The sequence below is a fragment of the Vibrio sp. 10N.261.55.F4 genome, from assembly GCF_041470465.1.
GTDB lineage: Bacteria > Pseudomonadota > Gammaproteobacteria > Enterobacterales > Vibrionaceae > Vibrio > Vibrio crassostreae_C.
This window is the reverse complement of record NZ_JBFRMM010000033.1, coordinates 36,073-60,446: the sequence shown is the minus strand read 5'-3', so window position 1 is coordinate 60,446 and position 24,374 is coordinate 36,073. Positions and strand designations below refer to the sequence as shown.

The 24,374-nt window shown below is 39.4% G+C and carries 20 protein-coding genes and 1 pseudogene; 16 read left to right on the top strand and 5 right to left on the bottom strand.

From position 1 onward, the window contains the following. The first annotated feature begins 58 nt into the window (after positions 1-58). The 5 genes and pseudogenes from AB4249_RS15890 to AB4249_RS15870 all read left to right on the top strand — a co-directional run bounded on the left by AB4249_RS15890 (position 59) and on the right by AB4249_RS15870 (position 4,613). Positions 59-874, top strand: a complete 816-nt coding sequence (locus tag AB4249_RS15890) for an FRG domain-containing protein (RefSeq protein ID WP_372103881.1) — start codon at positions 59-61, stop codon at positions 872-874. Positions 875-1,138: 264 nt separating this feature from the next. Then, a complete protein-coding gene (locus AB4249_RS15885) occupies positions 1,139-1,525 on the top strand; it encodes a nuclear transport factor 2 family protein (protein WP_372058748.1) in 387 nt (128 codons plus the stop codon). Then, positions 1,519-1,710 (top strand): annotated as a pseudogene (locus tag AB4249_RS15880) (cache domain-containing protein); the annotation flags it as partial. The gene AB4249_RS15885 and the pseudogene AB4249_RS15880, both read left to right, overlap by 7 nt. Before the next feature lie 236 nt (positions 1,711-1,946). Then, positions 1,947-2,519, top strand: coding sequence for a malate synthase (locus AB4249_RS15875; RefSeq protein WP_017059967.1), 573 nt, complete (start codon positions 1,947-1,949; stop codon positions 2,517-2,519). Positions 2,520-3,005: 486 nt separating this feature from the next. Then, a complete protein-coding gene (locus AB4249_RS15870) occupies positions 3,006-4,613 on the top strand; it encodes a BCCT family transporter (RefSeq protein WP_017064293.1) in 1,608 nt (535 codons plus the stop codon). Positions 4,614-4,816: 203 nt separating this feature from the next. Here the strand turns inward: AB4249_RS15870 and AB4249_RS15865 are convergent, their stop codons facing one another. Continuing rightward, complete coding sequence (locus tag AB4249_RS15865; protein WP_017064294.1) at positions 4,817-5,743, bottom strand: M14 family metallocarboxypeptidase; 927 nt, start codon at positions 5,741-5,743, stop codon at positions 4,817-4,819. A 175-nt stretch (positions 5,744-5,918) separates the two neighbouring features. Between AB4249_RS15865 and AB4249_RS15860 the strand changes: the two genes are divergently transcribed. After that, positions 5,919-6,824, top strand: coding sequence for a DUF808 domain-containing protein (locus AB4249_RS15860; RefSeq protein ID WP_017059964.1), 906 nt, complete (start codon positions 5,919-5,921; stop codon positions 6,822-6,824). Between the two features lie 117 nt (positions 6,825-6,941). Here AB4249_RS15860 and pyrC read toward each other — a convergent pair whose 3' ends face one another. Continuing rightward, entirely contained in the window at positions 6,942-7,970 is a 1,029-nt protein-coding gene (pyrC, locus tag AB4249_RS15855) for a dihydroorotase (protein WP_372103879.1), read from the bottom strand. Between the two features lie 192 nt (positions 7,971-8,162). Further along, positions 8,163-8,321: a YqaE/Pmp3 family membrane protein gene (locus AB4249_RS15850; RefSeq protein ID WP_017059962.1), complete on the bottom strand. Its 159-nt coding sequence runs from the start codon at positions 8,319-8,321 to the stop codon at positions 8,163-8,165. Positions 8,322-8,689: 368 nt separating this feature from the next. On the opposite strand from AB4249_RS15850, the gene AB4249_RS15845 reads away from it, so the two are divergent. The 8 genes from AB4249_RS15845 (at position 8,690) to AB4249_RS15810 (ending at position 18,857) form a co-directional block, all read left to right on the top strand. After that, positions 8,690-11,014: an adhesion domain-containing protein gene (locus AB4249_RS15845; protein ID WP_102332691.1), complete on the top strand. Its 2,325-nt coding sequence runs from the start codon at positions 8,690-8,692 to the stop codon at positions 11,012-11,014. Positions 11,015-11,595: 581 nt separating this feature from the next. Then, positions 11,596-12,126, top strand: coding sequence for a hypothetical protein (locus tag AB4249_RS15840; protein ID WP_102332690.1), 531 nt, complete (start codon positions 11,596-11,598; stop codon positions 12,124-12,126). Between the two features lie 66 nt (positions 12,127-12,192). Continuing rightward, entirely contained in the window at positions 12,193-12,720 is a 528-nt protein-coding gene (locus AB4249_RS15835; RefSeq protein WP_240492705.1) for a hypothetical protein, read from the top strand. Then, a complete protein-coding gene (locus AB4249_RS15830) occupies positions 12,720-15,521 on the top strand; it encodes a CS1-pili formation C-terminal domain-containing protein (protein ID WP_102332689.1) in 2,802 nt (933 codons plus the stop codon). The genes AB4249_RS15835 and AB4249_RS15830 overlap by 1 nt, the downstream gene beginning before the upstream one ends. A 13-nt stretch (positions 15,522-15,534) precedes the next feature. Then, positions 15,535-16,239: a hypothetical protein gene (locus tag AB4249_RS15825; protein WP_372103876.1), complete on the top strand. Its 705-nt coding sequence runs from the start codon at positions 15,535-15,537 to the stop codon at positions 16,237-16,239. Next, positions 16,196-17,323: a hypothetical protein gene (locus AB4249_RS15820; RefSeq protein ID WP_017059956.1), complete on the top strand. Its 1,128-nt coding sequence runs from the start codon at positions 16,196-16,198 to the stop codon at positions 17,321-17,323. Before AB4249_RS15825 ends, AB4249_RS15820 begins: the two co-directional genes overlap by 44 nt. After that, the gene (locus AB4249_RS15815; protein WP_065584792.1) at positions 17,320-18,060 is read left to right on the top strand and encodes a LysM peptidoglycan-binding domain-containing protein; all 741 of its coding nucleotides are present in this window, start codon (positions 17,320-17,322) and stop codon (positions 18,058-18,060) included. The genes AB4249_RS15820 and AB4249_RS15815 overlap by 4 nt, the downstream gene beginning before the upstream one ends. Before the next feature lie 533 nt (positions 18,061-18,593). Then, entirely contained in the window at positions 18,594-18,857 is a 264-nt protein-coding gene (locus AB4249_RS15810; protein WP_102332688.1) for a hypothetical protein, read from the top strand. A gap of 255 nt (positions 18,858-19,112) precedes the next feature. On the opposite strand, the gene AB4249_RS15805 is transcribed toward AB4249_RS15810, so the two are convergent. Both AB4249_RS15805 and AB4249_RS15800 read right to left on the bottom strand, forming a co-directional pair. Beyond that, on the bottom strand, positions 19,113-20,123 hold the full coding sequence (locus AB4249_RS15805) for a helix-turn-helix domain-containing protein (RefSeq protein WP_102332687.1): 1,011 nt from the start codon (positions 20,121-20,123) through the stop codon (positions 19,113-19,115). 96 nt (positions 20,124-20,219) lie between these two features. After that, a complete protein-coding gene (locus tag AB4249_RS15800) occupies positions 20,220-21,176 on the bottom strand; it encodes a helix-turn-helix domain-containing protein (RefSeq protein WP_102332686.1) in 957 nt (318 codons plus the stop codon). Positions 21,177-21,445: 269 nt separating this feature from the next. Between AB4249_RS15800 and AB4249_RS15795 the strand changes: the two genes are divergently transcribed. Both AB4249_RS15795 and AB4249_RS15790 read left to right on the top strand, forming a co-directional pair. Further along, positions 21,446-22,210: an EAL domain-containing protein gene (locus AB4249_RS15795; RefSeq protein WP_372099856.1), complete on the top strand. Its 765-nt coding sequence runs from the start codon at positions 21,446-21,448 to the stop codon at positions 22,208-22,210. A 209-nt stretch (positions 22,211-22,419) separates the two neighbouring features. Continuing rightward, entirely contained in the window at positions 22,420-24,291 is a 1,872-nt protein-coding gene (locus AB4249_RS15790) for an MOSC N-terminal beta barrel domain-containing protein (protein WP_372103873.1), read from the top strand. Positions 24,292-24,374 lie beyond the last annotated feature (83 nt).

Genomic DNA, 24,374 nt, shown 5'->3' with positions numbered 1-24,374 from the left:
GATTAACCATGATAGTTAATTTTTAATTGTAATAAATTTAAATTAAGTGACCTATTACATGCATGCTGTGAACAATAAACGTTATATAAGCTCACTCGAAGAGCTGTATAAAATAATTAATTCATTAATGAATGAATGCAGTGACCAACGTGGTTTGATGTATAACGTGTGTGATTATGAAAACAGTAATCTAATGCCAAGTTTAGGCCGTTCCAATCGTAAGAACATACGCCGTGTCGAACAAGAGTTGCTTTCAACAGTGAGAGTTTACGGTGGTCACTCGCTGAGTTCTAACGACATAAATGACTGGTTATTGATGTGTTTAGCCAAAAAGCAGGGCTTTCCCACCCGTTTACTGGAATGGACCGATAACCTGTTAAATGCGCTTTGGTCGGTGTGTCACAGCCAAAGTAAAGACTGCATAAACATAATTAAAGCTATTGATTATCAGCGGGTTAGTGTTTTTAGCTCGCCGTGTAATATCAACAAAACTCAGATATTTAATGTGGCGGATTGCGATCAGCAAGAGCCGCGCAAGGACAAGTGGTATTCCATTCACCCATTTAAGGAAGGTGGCAATGATGCCATTCAGCCTCTGTACGATGAGAAAGAATATTCAAACGGTCTAGTGTCCGTTCATATTCTTCCATCAGTAAAAGTAAACCTGATAAAGGAGTTAATATCCATGAACGTTTTAAATGAACCGACTGATTATATCGAAGAGAAGCTAACCGATATAAAAAATGAAGCCCATATAGATAACAATCAAGTTATTAATAAAGGTGAGGGGAATATTGAATTACAAGTGAATACCCATAACCGTAAACTTGAGCAGTATGGCCGAAAGTACCATCAAGATTTTGACTTCGACTAAAGTCTAATATTTCTACTGATTTTATTTAGAGCTCATATAGATCTAGTGATTACGAGATAAATAAAATTAGAACACCAATTAATTTATAAAAAGATGAAATCTGTGAGCTTAAAGATTGTTTATAAAGTAACTCGAAGTTAGAGTGATGAATCTTGTTATCAAGTTGTTAAATTTTTACAAATCTAGTTTAAACACTCTAATAAAAAAGTGGCGCAAAGCTACTGAAATTTAAACCAATAACGAAAACATAAAGGATTCTGGAATATGAATATGCAAACCAATGCATCGACATTCGTGCTGGAAAACCAAGTCGACACCGCCTTTTTACAGTCATTCAGTGATGCGTGGAATAACCATGATATTGAAGCGCTGATGTCTTTCATGACAGAAGACAGTGTATTCCACACGGTGGCAGGAGAAGGCTTGCTTGGAAACACTATCGAAGGGTACGAAGCGGTTCGAAATAGCTTTGAATTGGTTTGGCAGAACTTTCCAGATGCAGCTTGGAGCGACCCTGTCCACTTTGTGTGCGGTGACCGCGCGGTGAGTGAATCAACGTTTTCTGCTACGAACCCGGATGGCAGCATCATCGAAGCTCGCATGGTCGACGTGTTTACTCTGAAAGATGGAAAAATCAGCGTAAAAATCTAAGCCCAGACGATAAGCCAATTCTCACTGAGATGTTAAATCGAGCCAAAGAAAATGGTCGTGGCGTTTACACCTATCGATGGTTAAATCCGCTGTCGAGCAAAGTGGAAACTAAGCACACTTACTATCGAATTATCGACAATAAGTTGGTTGGGGTGGGTTATTACACAAATTCAAACAACACGTAAACGCGTTTCTACGGAACCCTCAACCCAGTTAAATAAAGGGCTGGGGGCTCGAAATGCCGGTTTGTGTAAAAAAGCAATTTAGTAAAATTCACACTGTGTAATTTTTGTTGTGAAATTGTTTCAAAAATAACAGTAGTATGAAAAACATGGAAACCACACAGTAAAGAACAATTTTGAAAAGGGTCAATTGGGATGTTTGACCTTAATGAAATTTAAAGCCGTACGAGGGATAGACTATGAATATGCTGACACTAGACAAAACAGAACTTCACAGAAACCATTCAACTTTTATTGCTGAAGCTGTCTTTGCCGTCGAAATGGTGAAAGCAGACAAGCAACTCGAAAAGCAGAAAATGGCGAAACAGTTGCTTGATACTCTATTCCCTCTCGAGTCTGGTTCTCACGAAGATGTAGTGAGCTACGAGATTGACTACCGACACGTTCAGGTTTATTTCAAAAACGGTGAACACACAGGTTTGAAACGCGCTAAACACTTTGTGGCTTACACAGGTGATAAATCTAAGCCTTCAGCAATCCTATTCCGTGATGAAAGCGGTACGCACGTTGAAGTGACAATCGGTGCTCGTAAAGGCACTGGCCGCCTGGAGTTGGTTGATATTCAAGATATCCAATTAGAGACGTGCACCACGTTTGGTCAAACTGAGGCGAGCCGTTCTTCTGGCATCCGTCACTGGGTGAGCTTAGTAAAAGGCGATGAAAGTGGCCGCCCGAATGCATCAAGTGAAGACAAAGAGTTCACTGCGAAAAATGGTGAAGACTATAACCTAGGTTTTTGCTTCGCAATCTAACGAACTGTCTTTGAAATGTGCAGTGCTGATCTGTGAGATGCAGCACTGACATTTGAGCACTGATTTCTCTTTTACCTTTGGTAACTTTCCCCGCCCCTATAGCGGGGCTTTTTTATTAGAGCTATAAGTAAATTGGGTGATTATTAAAATTATCTGCAAAAAGTTTGGATGTGATTTTACGGTGCGTCATTTTAATTTAAATTGTTGTATTTGAAGGTTTTTATTTTTTTGTTTTATTCTGTTTTTATTGGGTTAACTATCACTATCAACGGTGGTTTGGGTGACTATTGAGCTAAAACTCAGTCAAAATGCTTTGAGCTGTGCTATAATGTGCGCCTTGGGATTGAGCCAGTAAGTCCATTTGTCACTAACTATTGTGATTTTTATTGCCTTTTATTTAGGCGGTTCGGCGAGCCAATCAAGTAGTAATTGGATACGGAGAGCGTCCTTATATTCGTTGATTCGGATATGCGAACATCATAATTTATGAGTTTTAAATCAAAAAAATACAGTATTGATTCTACTGACTATCAAGTTGGTCAAGATAACGTCAGTAAATGGGGCATGGATGTCCATAACACAGTCTTCGTAGCCTCAGTAGGCTTATCTCTTCTCTTCATCATCACTCTTCTTGCTCTTCCTCCTGCAGATGCTAAAGCTGCAATTGATTCTATTAAGGGTGCTGTTCTATCAAAGTTTGACTTCCTGTTTATGTGGGGAGCTAACATCATGCTAGCGTTTGCTGTAGTTCTTGCTTTTTCACCGTTGGGTAAAATCCGTTTAGGTGGTGAAGACGCGACGGCGGACTATTCAATGTCATCTTGGATTGCGATGTTATTCGCAGCAGGTATGGGTATTGGACTTATCTTCTGGGGTGTTGCAGAGCCAACTGCGTTCTTCACTAACTGGTTCGGAACGCCATTAGACGCAGAACCTTTCACAGCCGCTGGTCGTGAACTGGCGCTAGGCGCAACCGTATTCCACTGGGGTTTTCATGCATGGGCTATCTATGGCATGACGGCGCTTTGTCTGGCGTACTTTGTTTATAACAAAGGCTTACCGCTATCAATGCGTTCTGTGTTTTACCCAATTCTGGGTGAGCGTGTGTGGGGCAAAACTGGTGATGTAATCGATGTTCTAACCGTACTGGTTACTCTGTTTGGCCTTGCGACTTCATTGGGCTTAGGTGGTACACAAGCAGCAAGTGGTATTAGCCACGTGTTCGGCTTGGAAAACAACATCTTCCTTCAGCAATCTATCATCGTTCTGATCATGGGCTTGGCGATCATCTCTGTACTACGTGGTATGGACGGTGGTGTTAAGTTCCTAAGTAACCTGAACATGGTTATTGCATTCATATTCCTTGGTCTTATCGCTGTATTGAATTTCACAACTGTGCTTGATTCAATGGCAACGGCGGCAACGGGCTATGTGAAAAATATCGTAGCTTTGAGCCAAAGTGCGGGTCGTGAAGACACAACATGGCTGCATGGTTGGACTGTGTTCTACTGGGCATGGTGGGTAGCGTATGCACCTTTCTTCGGTATGTTCGTAGCGCGTATTTCTAAAGGCCGTACGGTTCGTGAATTCCTACTTTGCGTATTGATTATCCCAACATTGGTGACTTCAGCTTGGATGTCTATCTTCGGTGGCGTAGCTATCGAGCAAGTGATTAATCAGGTGGGGCAACTTGGCCTCGACCAAGGCATTACAGATGTATCTCTAAGCTTGTTTTACATGCTAGATGCTTACTCGTTCGGTAGCATTCTGTCTGTTCTCGCAGTCGCGCTGATCATCGTGTTCTTCGTTACAACGTTGGACTCAGGTTCTATCGTTATCGATGGCATGACGGCGGGTGGTAAATTAGAAGTGCCAGTGAAACAGAAAGTCGTTTGGGCGGTTATCTCAGGTGCTATCGCGATGGTGATGCTGTGGATTGGTGGTACTCAATCAATCCAAGCTCTGCAATCTATTACGATTATTGCAGCACTGCCGTTTACGATCATTCTTTTGATTGGTTGCGTGAGCTTGTTGAAAGGCCTACTGACAGAAGTCGGTAAAGGGCAAGAAACCGTAACTCAAACTACAAAATAAATCGTGAATTAAGTAAGTCGCTAGATAGAGATTTACTTTACTCAGCATGATTCAAAGCTCTCTTGTACTTGGTGCAAGAGAGTTTTTTATGCCTAGGAAGAAATCAGAGACCAGATAAAAAAGAGCCACAAGTGAATCATCACTTGTGGCTCTTTTCGTTCTTAGTTCTAGGTGCTCGGTTCTAGTTATTAGCGGGTATGAGCTTATGCGTTCAATTCGTGCTGAATAACGTAATCTAAAGCACCAACAACAGCAGCAACTTGAGCATCATTACACTCTTCGTCTGTTACTTTGTCACTGTCTGGGTAAACCTCTGTGGTTGTACCGTACTTACAGTCAGTCACGCCGCCACATAAGCCAAGCTTCTTCATTGGGTAGTTGATCACGCCGTGTTGAGTGACGTCTGAACCAATGATCTTGCCTTCGTCATCCGCAGGCGCAATGTGGGTTACTTTTTCAACTGAAGCGATGACAGCAGCTTGGAATTCAGGTTGTGGGTTTTCAGTATCGCCAACAGTGTAGAAACCGTCTGGGATCATACCTTCGATGTACTCAATGCCATCACGAGCTGCGAGTGCAGGTCGGAATTCAGTTTCATCAGAGTCAGTCGTCTCATGCAGGTCAACGTGAACCAATACTTCTGGCAGAGACGCTACTAGAGCTCGTAGGTTTGCTGATTCTTCTGCTGGCGTACCGTCGTAGAAAGAGCGGTTTGGATCAACAGCATTTGGATTCCAGCGGTTGATCACTTCGTAGCCCCAAGGGCTCACACAAGGTGCGACAACAATGTTGAAGTGCGCCGTGTATTTTTCTGCTTGAGTCGCAGCGAATTTGATCGCGCCATGCACGCCACTGGTTTCGTAACCGTGAACACCACCTGTCACCAGAATCGTCGGCTTTGACTCGTCCCAGTTTTTGCTCTTGATAGCGAAGAGTGGGAAGCGAGCTTCGTCGTAGCTCAGTGCGCCGTATTGTTCGATGTCAAAGCGGTCTGCAAGTGCTTTAATCTTTGGTACAACTTCTTGCTGGTATTCACGCTTAACCGTTCGTTGAGCTAACCATGCTTCACGTTCTGCTTGTTGCCATTTTTGCCCTGGCTTACCAATCGGGTAGGTAGATTCACTTTTCATCTATACTTTTTCTTTTATGTTCGTGAAAGATTAAGACAGATTATTCCTGTCTAACAGAGACAGCAATAGAAAACACAACTTGTGACTTTATTTTTTACAGACTCATAACTTTGATGAGTGAATTGATGGTGTTACATTTTATTGATGGTTCAATTCTTTATAAAGAGACAACAAAATGGCTGGAGCAAGTTTACTAACACTGTTAGATGACATTGCAACCGTGTTGGATGATGTCGCATTGATGTCTAAGGTAGCCGCTAAAAAAACCGCAGGCGTATTAGGTGACGATTTAGCCCTTAACGCCCAGCAGGTATCCGGTGTTTCTGCTGAAAGAGAAATCCCAGTGGTATGGGCGGTCGCAAAAGGCTCATTTAAAAACAAGCTGATTTTGGTTCCGGCAGCACTATTGATCAGTGCATTCATTCCTTGGTTGATCATGCCACTACTGGTGATTGGTGGTCTGTTTCTTTGTTTTGAAGGGGCAGAGAAAATCTTAGAAAAGCTTTTTCCTCATGCTCATCAACACGAAGAGAAAGATGAGGAAAGCAGCTCGGGTGAATCTGTTGAAGAGTATGAGAAGCGAAAGGTCTCAGGCGCAATTCGTACCGACTTCATCTTATCTGCGGAAATCATTGTAATTGCGCTGGGTACCGTAACGGGTACAAGTATCGTGACTCAGATTCTTGTGGTGAGTTTGATAGCGGTTGTGATGACGATTGGTGTTTATGGCTTAGTGGCAGGGATCGTTAAGCTGGATGATTTAGGTTTCTATCTCCAACGCACATCAAATGGGAGTGCCATTAAAACCCGATTGGGTAATGGGTTAGTCGCATTTGCACCAAAGCTAATGAAGATGCTTGCGGTTGTCGGCACGGCTGCGATGTTCTTGGTTGGCGGCGGTATTGTGGTACACAACGTTCCAGCAATTCATCACTTAATTGAACCGATTATTATGGACTTCAGTGGACATACGATTGCGACTGCGGTGGTACCAACGCTATTAAATGGTGTGATTGGGGTTTTATCTGGATTGATTGTCGTTGCTATTTGGACTGCTATCGGAAAAATTCGCGGTAAGTAATCGTTAAATTACTGCTGGGAATAAGACAGTCTTTTATCGAAACAAAAAAGGGTCACCATAATTACTATGGTGACCCTTTTTGCTAAATGGAGGGTGTTTATTTAACAGCCCAAGTGCTTATTTTACAGACCAAGCAATCGCCTCGCCGCCACGGATTGGCACAACGATGTCTGAACCGAAAGGGATCGTTTCAGCAACATTCCACTCTTCTTTAACGAGCGTAATTGTATCTGAGTTACGTGGCATGCCGTAGAAGTCTGGGCCATTGTGGCTCGCGAATGCTTCTAGGTTCTCAATCTTGCCTTCTAAATCGAATACTTCAGCGTACAGTTCAACCGCAGCGTGCGCTGTGTAAGAACCTGCACAACCACACGCTGACTCTTTTGCACCTTTAGCGTGTGGTGCAGAGTCTGTACCCAAGAAGAACTTCTTGCTACCGCTTGTTGCTGCTTCAATAAGTGCTAACTGGTGTGTGTTGCGCTTAAGGATAGGTAGGCAGTAGAAATGTGGCTTAATGCCGCCAACCAACATGTGGTTGCGGTTATAAAGCAAGTGGTGAGCAGTAATGGTTGCCGCTACGTTCTCGTTAGCGTTCTTAACGAAAGTCGCAGCATCTGCCGTCGTGATGTGCTCTAGAACGATCTTCAGGTTAGGGAAGTCGTTAACAATCGGTGCTAGAACTGTGTCTAGGAACTCTTTTTCACGGTCAAAGATATCAACATCGTGAGCCGTTACTTCACCGTGTACCAGCAGCAACATACCCACTTCTTGCATTGCTTCGAGTACGTGGTAAATCTTTTGAGCTGAAGTTACACCTGAATCAGAGTTAGTCGTCGCGCCAGCAGGGTATAGCTTCGCTGCTACAACAGCGCCAGATTCTTTCGCTTTACGAATTTCATCAGGTGTTGTGTTGTCTGTCAGGTAAAGTGCCATTAGAGGCTGGAATTGTTCACTTGGCTGCTCTGCCATGATGCGTTCACGGTAAGCAAGAGCCATTTCGGTATCGGTTACCGGTGGGATGGTATTTGGCATGATTAACGCTCGACCATTGTAACGGCTGATATCGCGAACTGTATCTTTTAATACTTCGCCATCGCGTAGATGAACGTGCCAGTCGTCAGGACGAGTAATCGTAAGTTGTGTCATTGAAGGCTCCCACCATTTGAAGTGTTATGTAGTTGGAGCCTAAACTCAGCGAAATCTGTGAAAGCAATCGCTTACGTTTAGGCGACAGGATGATAGTGGAAAAGTACTTTCATTTCATCCTATTTTTAACTCTTCATGGCTAGGAGCTTGTTTTTATGGATATTTTATTCGGTATCTATTTGTTAATAAGGGTTAGCGGGTGGCTACCCACAGACCATGGATCATTCCTGGAACCCAGAAGAAGAAAGTAAGAATGATATTAATCACCAAATCTTTCCCGGCGCCGCGAGCGAAGAACACGCCAACAGGCGGAAGCAGTACACATAAGATGATAATGACGAGTTTGTTCATGATAAATCCTTTTTATTCAATGAAAGTTCAATGCGGTAAACGTGTTCATATTATAGAACGTCTCGAGAGTGTTACTGCATTGCTGCCTTAATGTATCAAGATAGAAAGCTAAACATCTCAAGATACTAGCCTAGTATCAAGTGTTTAATGCCTACCAGTTTATCTATTTATAACCAAATGCTTATAATCAGTATTCCCATCAAGATATACATTTAATCATTTGAAGTTTGGCCGTGATTTTATGACTAGGCATTTCCAAGAGTCAATTTTGCATATTTGCTAAACATATCCAGTTGCAAAAAGATAACATCGCAATCGAATGTAGAATTCGTATGCTACAAGGTTAAATTTTAAAAAGGTCAAACGATATGTTAGATGTGTTGTCAAAGAAGGCTAATTTGTTACAGGTAGCTTTAATCTTGGCTGTTTCAGGTTGTAATGGTGATTCAGGAGTTGGTTCTACTTCGAGCCCAGATAGCCCAGATAGGCCAGCTCAATCGAACGTACTTTACTCCGTTCAAGATACCATGCAGCACACTAAACCTCGTGAAACTTTTTATGTTGATCTCTCCAACAATATGGAAAGTTCTGATGGGACACCTGTTGCTCTGCTGAATGTTGAATCCCTTAATTCTGACTATCATTGCGATGTGGTTTCTAACGACCAAAATGGTTTTTATATTAAAGCAACGCAAGTAAACCTATGTGACTACCGATTTCGTGTTGGATCCTCTGTGTCAAGAATGTCAACAGCGATATCTTATGATGGCTATAGTGAGGCTACAGCTCGAATCGCTATAGCTGAAAACAGTGAACAATTAATACCCATATCATCTGCAACTTCAACTGGAACACCCATTTCGGTGAACGTGAAGGACGAGTTAGCAAATTTGGGGTACGAGGTCGACACGAGTCGCTATACACTTAGTATGACGCTAACTTTGCCTAATAGCGATTCAACGCTTTCATCAGCAGTATCTGATCCCGCGAATAACGTTATAGAGTATACTCCAGGTGCTGGACTTGAATCTGGAGTTGAGAGGGTTTTATATAGCTATAGTGATGGAGTAAATGTTCTTAGTGGTAGCCTGGATATTGCAGTTTCAACAACAGTAAATGGTGCTCCAATAGCTAACTCTACATATATACAGACATTTACCGATCCTGATACCTTAAAAATAGTGTCAGAAGTTCCATACGGGAAAACGGTCACAATTGACGTTTTGAGTCTCATTTCTGATCCTAATGGTGATTCATTACAATTAATTGATGTCTATGCTTACGATGCTGATGTTGCCATTATAGAAGATGCTAACTTAGATGGTAATCTGTTCAATGACACTATTTTCACGTTTACTACTTCTAATTCTGGCTATCACAATATCACTTACGTTGTCTCTGATAACAAAGGAGGCTTTGCCACCGGGATAATAAAGTTAAAATCCGAAGACTTATACCCGATAATTGTTTTTAATGAAGGCAATGTATATCAATCTGTTACTCCACCTTTAACTATGGAGCAGGCAGAAACTGCGAGTATTGAATTCGAAATAATAGGAACAGGAGATGGCACCAATGCCGTCGATAATGTAACAACCGTAGCGCATTCGAAAGGTGTTGCTGAAGCAATTTGTACTGCAAGAGGTGCTTTTTTACCGAATCAAGTAGATTTGCAAGAACTTTATGCTTGGAAGCCTGATGGTCAAATATTTACAGACTATAGATATCCAAATGACAAACCGTATTGGACTAGTGACCAGGTTGATGAAACTACCACAACACTAGTCAATCTATTTGATGGTTCAGTCACTGCTAGTAATAATGAAGAGGTAAATTATGTTCTTTGTACTAATACTGAGTATATCCCAGAAATCACCCCAGTATCTATCAGTTTAAATGGTGTGACTTCGATTCAACGTGACTTAGAGCTAGATAAACATGAATTATATCAGGCGACTATAACTAACTCAATTGGCCAAATGGAACAAGTTCCAGCCGAATATGTCAATTGGACAGTAACTGAGTTGAACATTAGTACCTTTGATGAACATACAGGTATCTTGACAGCGTATTCTACCGCAAATACTGAACCTCAATTTAATGTTAATATTGAAGCTTGCTATGACTCATTTTGTGATAACTTGAACGTTACTTTACTCGCACCTTTGGGTATAACTTCATATGAAGGAAGTGAATTTCTTCCGTTGTTAACGAGAGAACAAGTACTCCGCTATAGTGATAATAATACTTCGATTTTTGCTCCGAATGATACTGCCGATTATACGTATTCGTTACTCAACAGTTATGGGTATAACGCAGATGACGCGAACTTTATAGAGTCTGGATATGATAGCAGCCAGACTCAATATTACTGCTCATCAATAAACTTCGATGGTGGTGGGTGGAAAGAATTTGACTCGTCAACTATTGCACTTCGGTTTGCTAGCGCTTGGAATGCAGACCCTGCATATAAAGCCATACCTTCAGGTCGTATATATTCACATTTCGGTTACCTAGATGAGTTTTGGTTCCGAGGAAATGGTTTGCTCTATAAGTTTTACATTAATAATTACGCGGAACCAACCAGTGAAAACGGTGGTATCACGTATTATAGAGGTCCTGAAGATACTCCTGAGGCCGACTTTAATTACTTTGGTAGCCAAGTACACGTTTTTTTATCATGCTATAGATGATAGTTATGAGTCTGTCTCCCTTTAAAGTAGGTTGAAAATCTTTAGTAAGCCAGTAGCGATGTTACTGGCATTTTTAATGCGAATTATTTACGTGTTATTGTCATGTTGATATTTATTAATTAATAACCGCAAGGTAAATTCTCCGTCTCACTCTATTTCCCCAACTAAAGACATCACTTGTAAATTAAACGCTAGATTATAATAACTTAGGTTACGATTTAGGTAGTTTAACTTGTGATGGTCATAATTAATATTATATAAAGCAATATAATAAAATAGTTATGATGCTCATTTTTATAACTCAGATAGTCACCAGCGTTACCCCTTCTCATATCCAATTGAAACACCTTTCTCAAAGTTTGATAATGGTTATTATGATATCCAATTTAGTGTAACTGAAAGTATTTATTGTACAGATCTTATTCCCTAGATAAATGAACTAGTCGGCGATATATCGACTAGGCATATTTAATTATAAATAATTCCAACGTGCTAACCTAAAACGTAGTTATTTTAATATTATATACCCGTTGTTTAGCAAGAGGCTAACGCAATGCTTATATTATATTAAAGGAAATAAAATGAAAAAATTAACACTCATTACATTATTGTCTGCAATTGCTGTTGTTCCGGCTTTTGCTGCACCTGGCGATACCTCTGTTGGTTCTGCAGTATTCAGCGGCTTTGTTCCTGGTTTTGTATCCAACGGTGACATCATTGTTACTGGTGCGGGCGGTAGTGAAGACTCTGCTTCTTTTGTTGGTACGTTACAGGTGAACGCTGACGGTACGTTCACAACGACTAAACCAGTTGTTTTGGAAGCGCATGACTACACGGGGGCTGTGCTTGGGGCTTTAACTCCAGCTAACTGGACGGTATCACAAGTAAATGTGCTTCCAGCTTCAATGGGTGAAGTACAGCCTAACATTGTCGTTGGCGATAACCTTTCAGCGACGGAACTTACTGCAGCTGACTACTTAGCTTCAACTCAACTTTCAGCAGGCGATACGATTCAACTGTATGTTGCTAACGATACAGCACACTCAACTCCAGATGATATTGCTGGTTCAGAAGTTATCGTTAACGTTGATATGATTGCAACTTTGCCATAAGAAAAAATCTCATTATTTGATAGGCACTTAATTAATTAAGTGCCTTGTTTTTCGAGGCTGATGAAAATGAATATCTATATAAATTATTTCTTTCTATTATTGCTTGTTATTTTTAGTTTCAATAGCTTTGGCTATGAAAGCTATTCATTTCCAGTAAATACACAAATAAATAGAGCGAATTTGTATGACTATTCTATAAGTGTAGATTTATCTGATGAGTTTATTGCACTGAAGTATGATAGTGAGAACGAAACCTTTCTAAATGGGCGTTTTTATTCTTATATTAGAACTAATATACCAACAAGCACTGGGGATTCGTTTGAATACAGTTATAACATATCAGAGTTCACTTCTAAATGTGTTCTCAACGATAGCGGTGAGACTATGTATGATGATTTTGTCGATCTCTATATCGATAGAAAACATTACTCTGATATTTTAGATATACCAAACTTTGAATTTAATAATATTAAAAATACTGAATATGAAAACTCTACCAATGAATTTGAATTAGTGACAAATAAAAATATACCGAGTGATGAGCCATTAGATTGCAATGGTCGTATTACGTTCAATGTGGAGCTTCAACTATAATGTTTATTAGACTTTGGTTTGGTTTAAACTTAATTATCATATTTTTCTTGGCCATAATATATAGTTCAAAATCCGTCGCAAATATTCCAGATGGATTTGAAGATATGTTTGAAGAGAAGTTGATAAGAATGCCACTAATTCTCTCGGCTGATAACAACAAATTATTCTATTCGGAAGCTTTCATCTCGGGTGATGAAGTAAGAATTCCCACTTCACAAAAACAACTTGTAGCACAAGCATTGGCGAATGAACTTGGTATTGAGAAAGATGTTAGCGATGCGATGGCAACAACACTGGTAAATGGGGTTGAATCGAGCCTAGATTGTAAAGGTTATCGAAGTGAATGTGGTCTACTACCTGATTTATATGATTTTGTTTATGTGCCAGATAGCCAATCATTGATTATTCATGTTAACTCACAATTCTTAACTGAGATAATAGAAGAGTCAGAAATAAAATTTGTAAAAGAAGAGATCGATCAAAACGCGATCATTATGTCACATGGTTTGAATCTATCTGGTTCTTATAGCGACAACACTGATTATACATCGTCTTATTCTTATCAACATGAAAATTATGCAGGTTTTGGCAAGTATGGCTATTTGCATAATGATCTAAACTTTAGTGAGGTCAATGGTTTCAGTTCGGATGACTCATCGTATAACTATGTTGGTGGTAATACTCGTTTCTCTGTCGGGTATAAATACCAAGAACGCTCTTGGAATAGTACTCAGTTTTTAGAAAATGGCAGCAAAACTTCTGGTTACATGTTGTCGATTGGATCGACGAGAGAGCTAGTAAAAAAATCATCTCCTAATTCTAGACGAGTATATTTGAACATTTCAAGAGCTGGTCGACTAGAAATTAATGATGATAGAGGCCGTGTTCTATTAAGTCGTAATGTGGATGCAGGGCAAGAATACTTTGACTATAACGAGCTACCATCTGGTACTTATACTGCGACAATTCGAATATTTGATGGCAGTGAAGAGTTTTACACAGAAGATAGGTTGATAGTCAATACAAGCTCTTCGTCGATTAAAACCGGCGAACTAGATTATCATATTACAGCCGGTTATTTATCAAGAGACCTGACGAATACGGGACTAGAGGACGATTTTGACCAGAAATCCATCAACTTTGCTTATGATAATTATGAAAGTCCAATGTTCACCAATGGGAAATTGAGCTATCAAGTTACGGATTTTTTTGCACTGGGTGCAGGTTCGTTTATTACAGGGGAAGATAATTATAATTATGTTGGTGGTCACTTATCTTTAGGGGAAGTGTCCAGAATATCGGCAGTAACAGGATTATTTGACGATGGATCTAGTTTTTATAATTTTGATGTGGGGATTTATAACTTAAGTGTATCTTACACAAAATTTGATAGTGAAAATGATAATAGTATTGGAGATATTAGTTTGTCTCAACTTTTATTCAGTAACTCGAACTATACATCATTATCAGTAAATTACAACAAGTACTTAACGAGAAATATATCATCATATATATCGGGTATATTAACAAAAAACCAATATAAAGATTTTAGTAATGGTTATAATAATGAATCAGAAAGTTGGTCTGCAAGAAGTGGCGTGCAGATATCATCATTACCACTTGACTCAAAGGTGAACTTAGAGTTATCAGCAAGTGAATCGAGCGATATAAATTATGGTGTTATGGCCTCAATAATTATTCCAATAGGCCAGGAAAACACATACACACATAGTACACAAGCACAAATAGATGATAGTGGTGATGTTGCGCTATCGCATAGAGATACAGTCTCAAGCAGTCTAATTAACAGAAACAATCTAAATGTATCAAGCTCTGCGGGACTTTATTATCAAGATTCTACTGAAGACCAAAGCAGTGCCGATTTATCATTGTCTGCAAATTATAAGAATAAACATATTGACTCAAACTCTTATGCCTATATCAATTCAAGTAGTAATACAAGTGTTTCTGCATATATTGGTACAAGTAATATCATAACTTCTCAAGGAATAGAGTTTACGAGTGAAAAGTCATCTTCTTATTTTATTTCGAATAATGATACAGGGGAACTGTCTTCGGATGGAAAATTCTTGGCGGTAGTTAACTCCGAGCAGAATGGAAAACAAAGCAATGCTTATGTTAGTGGAGATGCTTTGACGGTATATCCATTAAAAGAGTTCTATGAATATGAATTCAAGCTTGATACGGAAGCCTCTGATTTTTACAACAATGGTGAGTCTTATACGTCGGCTACTAGTTATCCAGGAACTGTTATCCGTTTGGATACGTCGTTGTCTGAGTTGAAATCATTTATATCGACGTTTAGTGATATAAATGGAAATCCGATAGACGGAGTTGAATGTATCGGTGGAGGTTGTGTTTCTACTGACAAGCTTGTTGAAGGTGTGTATCAATTTAAGGTGAAAGATAAACAACCTTACAAAATTATATCTAAGGAAAACCAATGTGTAATACCGGAGTTATCATCGGTTAATAATTTGAATTTAGGTAATAACTTCTGTATGCCATCATTCGAAGAAAATAGTGAAGGTTATCAGATAGCCCTAGTTGATGGTGTTTATTATTACTACTTAGGGCAATACAAGGATAGTAATATTGTATTGAACTATCAGAACAAACTGAACAACTCAGGTGTTGAAATTATAAACAAAAAGCTTGGCGGTTATTTGTATATATTCGCTAAGTCTCCTGAGCAACTAACTACGGCAAACAAACTGTATGTTGATGAACTCATTAATTATGCAGTTCATATGGAGATGACGCCATATGCTTATAACTAACATAGAGAAAATTATGCAACGTGTAATATTTACTTCGATACTATTAATGACGACCTCTTTTAGCCATGCATTTAGCATAGATAAAATGCTTCTTATAGCTGGAGAAGATGGTAATGGAGTTTTTACTCTGACTAGTTCGAAAACTGAACCTGAATTTATAAAAGGTAACGTTAGCCAAGTAAAGGTTGAAAACGGAGAGTTAGAAAAGGTAGAGCTAACAAAAGATAATTTACCTTTATGGGATCTTGCGCTATTACCCAATAAACTGATATTAAATCCGGGGGAAAGACGTCGTGTATCAGTAAAGAATTTATGTCAGGTTAATTGTGATGATTTAGAGAAGGACAAAGTTTATCAAGTGACTTTCATGCCTAGCGTTATCGATGGAGATAAAAAAGAAAGTATAATTGGTATTAATTATGGTTATGCTCCTTATTATATTGTACCTGCAAAAAATACTAATGTTGACTACAAAGTTAAATATAACGGTTCAGAAGTTTATGTGGAAAATAATGGTAACACATTTTTCTACATACAGTTTGATAACTGTAAACCGAATTCTGTTAGTAACAAATGTAAACAAACTAATACAATACTATCTGGTCGAAAGAAAACCATAAAATTAGCAGAAGGCCTGCAAAATGTCGATTCGTTATCCGTTAAGGTAGCCAACCATGATTACAGTTATAACAAAAATATCACTATTAAAAAGAAATAGCCTAATTAGTATAGCGCTATTATTCACGGCTTTAGATAGTAGCCATGCTGCAGATGTATACGGAACGATTACAGCAAACAACTCTGTGGTTTGGAACAATGCGGCGCCAAATAGTTATTTCGGTAGTGAAGCTATATCTCCATCTGCATGGACGATAGCGCAAGAGCAACCAACGGCAGAGTGGTATCCCGCAACGATGGATAACCAACCCGTTAATAACGTTAGCTTTGTTAATCATTCTACAGGCGAAAGTTTTAACACCAGCCTGGAGTTGTTAGGCGTTGAGTACAATTTGGGTAGCTCGGCTAGTTATTTCACATCAAAAGACTACGGGTCAAATGTGGGAATGGGAGTTGCCAATGAGTGTGCAGCTACAAATATAAGTGGTTCGAGTGCGAAAGTGGGCCAAGAGTCGACTTTGTGTGTGTCGCGAATGGGTTACACAGCAACAAGCCGAATAGAGCCTTTTAAGTTTTATCGACCTGCTTTCGCTTTGCCTAATATCAGTAATGATGTGTTCGCAGCCCCTGTTGGATCTGGAACTTTTACGGCATCAATTAACCTTTCACCCACTTACTTTTTTACAAGTCAAACCGGTACGATGACTTATACCAGAGTGCCGGAGACGTTAATTATCACGATTGATTATCAAGCTGCGATCCTTGAATCATTAACGGTACTTGGAGACGGGAATATTGAACCCCAGTATGATACTGCAACAAAAAGGATCTCTGGTACAACGAGGTATGATGTTAGCTTGTTAGGGACTTTACCTACAGGCGTTATTATGACATTTAGCCCTACGTCAGGTGACTATGAGCTTACAAATATTGATAACTCGCTAGAAAAGATACCCTACACAATCACGTGTGCCATTGGCTGCGAAAGCCCTGACAAGGTGATTGTCCAAGACGGAGTACTTAATACCGCATCTTTTCCTGATTCAGAAGTGATTACAGTGAATGGAGAAGGTAGTAACAAAGTTGATGTAGCATACGATGTTAGTTTTGATGTCGATGGAAATGCACTCAGTTCAGGTAATTACCAAGGGTCGTTTAATGTTGTTTATGAGGTGAACCTGTGAACCGACTAATTAATAATATTTTTTTTATGTTTCTAGTACTAACCAGCGGTGCAGCGGTTGCTGAGAAGCCAACTGCTCATATTTTGGGGGTAGGGGCAAACTATGGCTATAATTTTGATGGAGATATGTTTGAGAATTCTCAATCTATTTATTTTCTCTACCAATATAACCGACTTCAATTGAATCTAGGTATCAAACATTATAAATTATTAGATGATTCTGAGTACATACCTGATTTAGGTTTGCTTTATAGTATACATGATGGAGAAGAAATTGATTTAAAGGTTGGAGTCGGATTTGAAGATAAATATCCAACAATAGAGTACCTTGCTGAGTATGCTTTGAATGAATATTTCGGTGCGAGTATCGCACTTAATCAAACGTTGAATGATGATTTTGGGCAAAATCAACGAGAAGCCGTGGTTGGATTATCTTATTATTTCAATGACAGCAAGCGTAAGATTGAGTCTGACCAAGTTGAACCTCGCCCTTCGTCACTTGAAATTACGAAAGCTCCGGATTGCACATCTGACCCAACTGATACGGACTGTGACTTCGATACTATGTCTAACAGTATATCCGAAGTTGCTGTTAAGCCGACATTACCTTATGTCGTACAAGAAGGTGATTGGTTATATGAACTACGTAGAAAGTTCGGCTTCGATTTAGAAGAGATCATTGAGAGTAATGATATTGAAAATCCTGATTTGATCATTCCTGGCCAAGTATTAGAATAAGCTCTTACCGGTAACCTGATCAATATTAAAGTATTACTAGACCTATTTCTTATAAGGTATGGTGATGCTTTTTTTTTGCACTCGATTAAATCTGTCTAACTATTCATCTATGATCTTACATAGCTTACGTTGATGTGAATAATCAAGTGTTGCCAAGAATCATGGTTTACATACCAGATCTTAGGTTCAGGTATTAAATATTACGAAGTTAGATAAAATTTAATTCTCTTAATGTAAAACCATTAAACTACTATGAAGACTTGCAAGATATGTATTAGCGTTTTACTCTTCGGTCTCTCCCTAAGGTTTAACTGCCATCAAATAGCTAACCAGCGCATAATATGTATAAGTCTGGTGAATTGATGTGGTTGTATCCATGCTATATCATGATTATTATGAATGGACTTTTCTGAACAAATTAATGTTTACAAATCTAATATCACGGATGCAAGAGTGGCTGGTAGGCATTAGACTTCTTTTTTCCTGCGAATAAGCTAAACTCTCATATGTAACCAATTACATTTGAGGTGTTTATGAAGTCGTTTGTCAATATTAAGGTCGTTTTATGTTCGTTTTTATTTTTTGCAACCTCAGCGATTGCTTCTATTAGTGCTGATGATGTCACGTTTTTAGGCCGAGTCGGTGGAGATATACGAGCAATTTATTCTGACAAAAGTCTAACGAATGTGGATGGCATGCAAAACACGAAAGCTGTAAGAGGCATGACTCAGAGCAGTTATGTAACATTACTAAACAATGAAGTAGATGATGTAATTGTTCGTGAGGTTGACATGTAGTCAAGCGAACATAGCATATTAGATTCTAACTTTTTACCATATGCTTTAATACTCAATCGCTTAATTACATAGTATATAGATTGTACTGATAATTTAAGTGGGAAAATAATGAGGTATATTGGTTCAATAATATCGAATACGAATGTCAAAACTGTAGAGCTGTGTTTTGAAAGATTGAAGCAAGCAGGAGTTCATCCATCAGAACTATCTTTCGATGGATTGGTACTCCTGTTAATGTGCGCGGAAAGAGACCGCTTAGCAACACTGAGAGCTAATTGAGCATGGGTTTGAACAGGTTTGACAGCCTGTAAGCAAGTTCAAGAACTCGGGTTGAGTAAATAGCTGGCTTGTTTTTATGTGCATTAAAGCTTTAGAATAATAGTGTTTACCAATTTTGATTGCACCGTTGGTTGATTTTTTCTCGTACGAAACAACAGAAAATCCCATTTTTTCGAGTACTTCTGCTGAGCTCTTTATAGCAACTGTTGTGTAGTAGTCGGTAATGTTAGCGTGTTTTGCTAGAAACCTGAATTCTCTATTTAATTGTAGACGAAAAGGTCGCTCGTACAGCGAATGCTGGCTCACCGCAAAATAAGCTAATTTTCGGCTTTTATTATAAGGAACGGTTTTTCTTAAATCTATTTCATTAATCGACTTTTGAGAAAGTGTTTCAATTTCGGAGATCATACCTTCTGTCGTGAATATAGTGCCTATGTTATGTCCTAATAGCTCCCCTGTGACGCTGTCGACATATTTATAGGCAATGAAACGTTTTTCATTGCAATAGTTTAAAAAATCGATTTTATAGAGTCCATGCTTAATATTCTCATCAGAGGTTTTCTCATGAAAAACAAGTACAGAATTTACAATCTCACTATCATTAGAATTTCCAATCGGACATTCACAAACAGGATTGTGTTCGATCATCGATGTTGACTGATAATTTGCTCTGGCGATCAAGTTATTTAAACTACGGTATTTCTCTTCCATCAGAGTATTGAATTGATCAACTCTATTTTTAGAACTAGGGTCTTGATGTTGTAAATGACTAACTTTAGATAGATAAGGCTCAAGATCGTTGGTAAATTCTCGCAAAACACGAATACTACGGCTAAGAGTTGGTTTAGTTGTTCCTCTTTCCCATCGACTAAGTGTAACGGTATCAATGTTCGATAGATCTCCTCCGAGTAAGTTGAGCTTTGTAGCTGCTTGACTTTGTGTTAGTTTATTCGCGATTCGATATTTTTTTAAGTATTCGCCAAACACAGTAATTTTCTCCAATCTTTTGCATAAGGCGAAGTATTATTATGTGTAGAAACTTAAGATGGTAGGCATCTTAATTTAAAGTCTGTTTGGCTATGCCTAATGATTTTTGATTGAGTATTGGTTATCCCACTGGGTTGTTTTTATGAGGGTTATTATTTCGGGTTGAGAAAGAAGTGTCGCTGTATCAATTTCGTATAAGCAATGTTCGAATGAGCGGTTGCCTAATTTAAAACCTCCTTTTTCTGACTCAATATCAAATGCTATTTTCTTAAATCCAAGTTGCTCTAAAATTTGTCCGATTTCAGGCCATGCACTAAAGAAATAATAACGTTGAACATTTGAATAGTGAATTAGGTTTATAAATTGAGAAACTAACATACATCGAAATATCTGGAAATTAGAAGAGTAACGATTATAATTACAAACCGATAACTTAGTCGAATTTTTATAACTGACAGATTTTGTCAGGTCGATATCAATGATTTTTGAATGAGTAACTTTGTCAAAATAGTCACTTTCGAATATAAAACTAATTGAGTGACCTACCAACTGCCCGCTTTCTGTTATAAATCTTTTTAAAATAGCTCGTTTGTTTTGTTGGTAGTCATATAGATTAATGTCGAAAAAACCCTTCGGTGTATGGATGGCTGTTTCGTAAAAGATTTTAAGGCTAGATAGTATCTTGTCATCATCTTTCAAAAGAAGTGGCATCTCAGTAATTAAAGTTGATTGTGGCTCTTGTGGCTCTTCATAACTTAATGATGAAAGCTTCGTTACCCTGTTATTAAAACGAAGTTGTTCAATCTCGTCTAGTAGCTTTGTTTCGTTTGGATTAGGTATTAATTCATAAAAGTCACTCAGGTCAACCTGTAAACAACGCAAGATTCTTAGGCATTTTGCAAGTGTTGGTTTGGTTTTTCCTCGTTCCCAACGACTGAGAGTTACCACGTCTACAGAGCGAAACTCTTCATTTGCAAGGTTTAACTTAACAGCAAGCTCACTCTGAGTAAGACCTAGTGAGACTCTCAATTCCTTTAAATAGTCACCAAACATACATTATCCCTAAGCGTAATTTGATCTAATTGAAGTATAGTCATCTATGATAGTTTATGGCGTTTTTAATAACCTATCTAGAAGTAACAGACTCGAGATTACCGTTTTGAAACGGCATTGTGTATTTGTACAGGAGTTCGTTTAACTACTTATGCAGTTTGTCTTCACGGTTAAGAAGTAGGCATGTAAAGCTACATATGATTTGTTCATGCTAATCCTTGCTAGTTATTGATCTGTAGTATGGATTAATCACAAAAAGAGGTTTGTTTATGAATACGAATATGTTGTCTGAAAATTTACAAGCCGAAGCACTTATTGACGATGTTAATCAGGGATTGTTTTATCCTGTTTTTCAACCGATAACTAATGGCAATGGAACTGTCGGTGCTGAGGTTTTGTTACGTTGGGAAAAAGGGCACGATGTTGAATCGTCAATTCGCTGTCTGTTAGACGCTAAGAAGATTGCATGGTTTACTCAAATATTCTTGTTAAGAGTGTCCGAGGAATTATTGTCTCAGAAGAAAATGATTGATTTTCTGACTATTAATATCTCCCCTGATCACGTTTTAAGTTTCACTTTTCTACGTGATATTTCCCCAATTTGGCAAGCATGCAACAAGTTAGGTATAACCTTATGGATTGAGCTTACTGAGAATGAACAATACCCGGTTGGCATTGACGAGAAAAGGATGATGTCCCAGTTTGGAGTATGTCGTGGTCTTGGAATTAAAATCGCGATAGACGACTATGGCAGTGGTTATAACACTGGTGAAGCACTGATTAGGGTTGTTAAACCGAACATAGTGAAAATAGATCGGTCGTTAATGAGAAACCGGAGTGATAATTCGACCTTTTGGGAGCGTCTTAGATTTTTAGCTCGGAAGTATCAGATTGAATTGTTATCTGAAGGTATAGAAAACCATGAAGATTTACGTTTTGCACAATCGCAGGGCATAGATTATTTTCAGGGCTATCACTTAGGCAAACCTGGCTCATTGAGTCAATTGTCGAAACAAGGTGCAGCATATTGCTGATCTACTTAAAAATAGCGTGAATAAATTCGGGTTACTTTTAGTGTGTAAAGCATCATCGTTAGTTTCAAGAGTTTTAGGTTTGCCGGAACATAATGCCATTCTATTAGTTTAATCATGCCTACTTAGTATCAAGTGTTTAATGCCTGCCAGTTTATCTATTTATAACCATTTGTTAGCATTGGGACAAACAACAAAACATTGGAATCGTTATGTCGCAGTCACCTTTGGATCAAAAGGCTTTGGAGCAAGAGCTTTCAGGTCAACAGCCCTCCTTATCTCAAATTAATGTGTTTCCGGTTAAATCAGTAGGTGGGATTGCACTCTCTTCTGCTTGGGTCGAAAAACAGGGCCTTACCTTCGACAGACGTTTTATGTTGGCCTTGGCTGACGGCTCAATGGTGACGGCGCGTAAGTACCCTAAAATGGTCAAGGTGTCTTCTAGCTTGCAGCCAGACGGTTTGATTTTTACTTACGAAGGCAAAGAACCGCTGCGCCTAAAATATGCAAACTTCAAGATGCAAGAAGCGCCTGCAACAGTGTGGAAAGATAGCTTCACTGCGTATACCACCAACGACGAGGCGGATGATTGGTTTAGCGATGTGCTTGGTGTTCGCGTAGAACTTCTGTTCTGTGGTGAGCAATCTAATCGTGTTCGAGAAAAGCTTGGTCAGAATGTCAGTTTCGCCGATGGTTACCCGATGTTAATCATCAGCCAAGCTTCGCTTGATGAGTTGAATCGCCGTAGTCCTGAAACGCATTCCATGGATCAGTTCCGCACCAATTTTGTCGTCTCAAACACTGAAGCGTTTGCTGAAGATGGTTGGAAGCGCATTCGAATTGGTGAGGTTGAATTCGAAGCGGTGAAGCCTTGTGAGCGCTGTATCCTAACGACAGTCGATGTTGAGAGCGGCGAATTCAGAGCAACAAAAGAGCCACTCAATACCTTTTCTACGTTCAGAGCCAATGAACGTGGTGGCGTTTTCTTTGGTCAGAACCTTGTGGCGAAAAATGAAGGTCTGGTGAAAGCGGGTGACGTTGTTGAGGTACTTGAAACCAAAGAGAAAGAACACTACGAAGACTCTTGGGTCGAGTCACTGCACTTAACTTGCGTCGAGCGTGAAGAGATCGCTCGCGACTTCACAACCTTTTGGCTAGAGCCAGCGAAAGAGAACAATTTATTACCAAGCTATCAGCCGGGGCAGCATCTACCGATTGAAATGGTGATTAATGGCGAGAAAGTGTCTCGTCGTTACACGTTATCTTCTAGCCCTTCACGCGCAGGTCGTTTGGCGATTTCCGTGAAGCGAGTGGACGATGGTCAAATCTCAAACTGGCTCAATGATCACTTCCAAGTCGGTGACACGCTAGTTGCTCAGAATCCAGATGGCGCATTCTACTTAGAAGATAACCCAACACATCCATTACTGCTGTTATCAGCGGGAAGCGGCATCACCCCTATGTTGTCGATGCTTCGTTACTTAGCCGACCATGGTCAGATTGATGATGTGGTGTTCTATCACCAATGCAGCAGTGAAGAAGATATCCCTTATCAAGCTGAGATTGATAAGATCGCTCGCGAACATGCTGGTCTAAGTGTGATTTATTCACTAAGCCAACCAACGAAAGAGTGGGATGGTTTGTCAGGTCGTTTGAGTGTGTCTCATATCGCCAAAATTGAGGACCTTCATAAGCGCCAAGCATTCGTGTGTGGCCCTGACGGCTTTATGGATAATGCCAAGAAATTGCTGATTCAAATGGGGCTGAATCCTCAGCATTATCATCAAGAAGCGTTTGGTGTTGCTCAATCAACGGAAGAAGCGGTGAAGCAACTGCAGTTGAGCGTTAACGGCTACCTGTTCGAAGGCAACAACCAATCAACACTACTAGAGCAAGCTGAGTCGGCAGGTGTGTCTATCGCATCAAGCTGTCGCGCGGGTTTCTGTGGTGCTTGTAAAGTGACCCTTGAGTCTGGGCAAGTTCATCAACCTGATGTACCGGCGTTGCAAGAGCATGAACGCAACATGGGGCAAATACTGGCGTGTTGCAGTGTGCCTCAAACTGATATCGAAGTTGTAGACTAACTCGGTAGGTCGGAAGGCCAGAAAGAAAAGCACATTGAATAGAAAAGGCCGGAAGTTCACTGAAATGAACTTCCGGCCTTTTT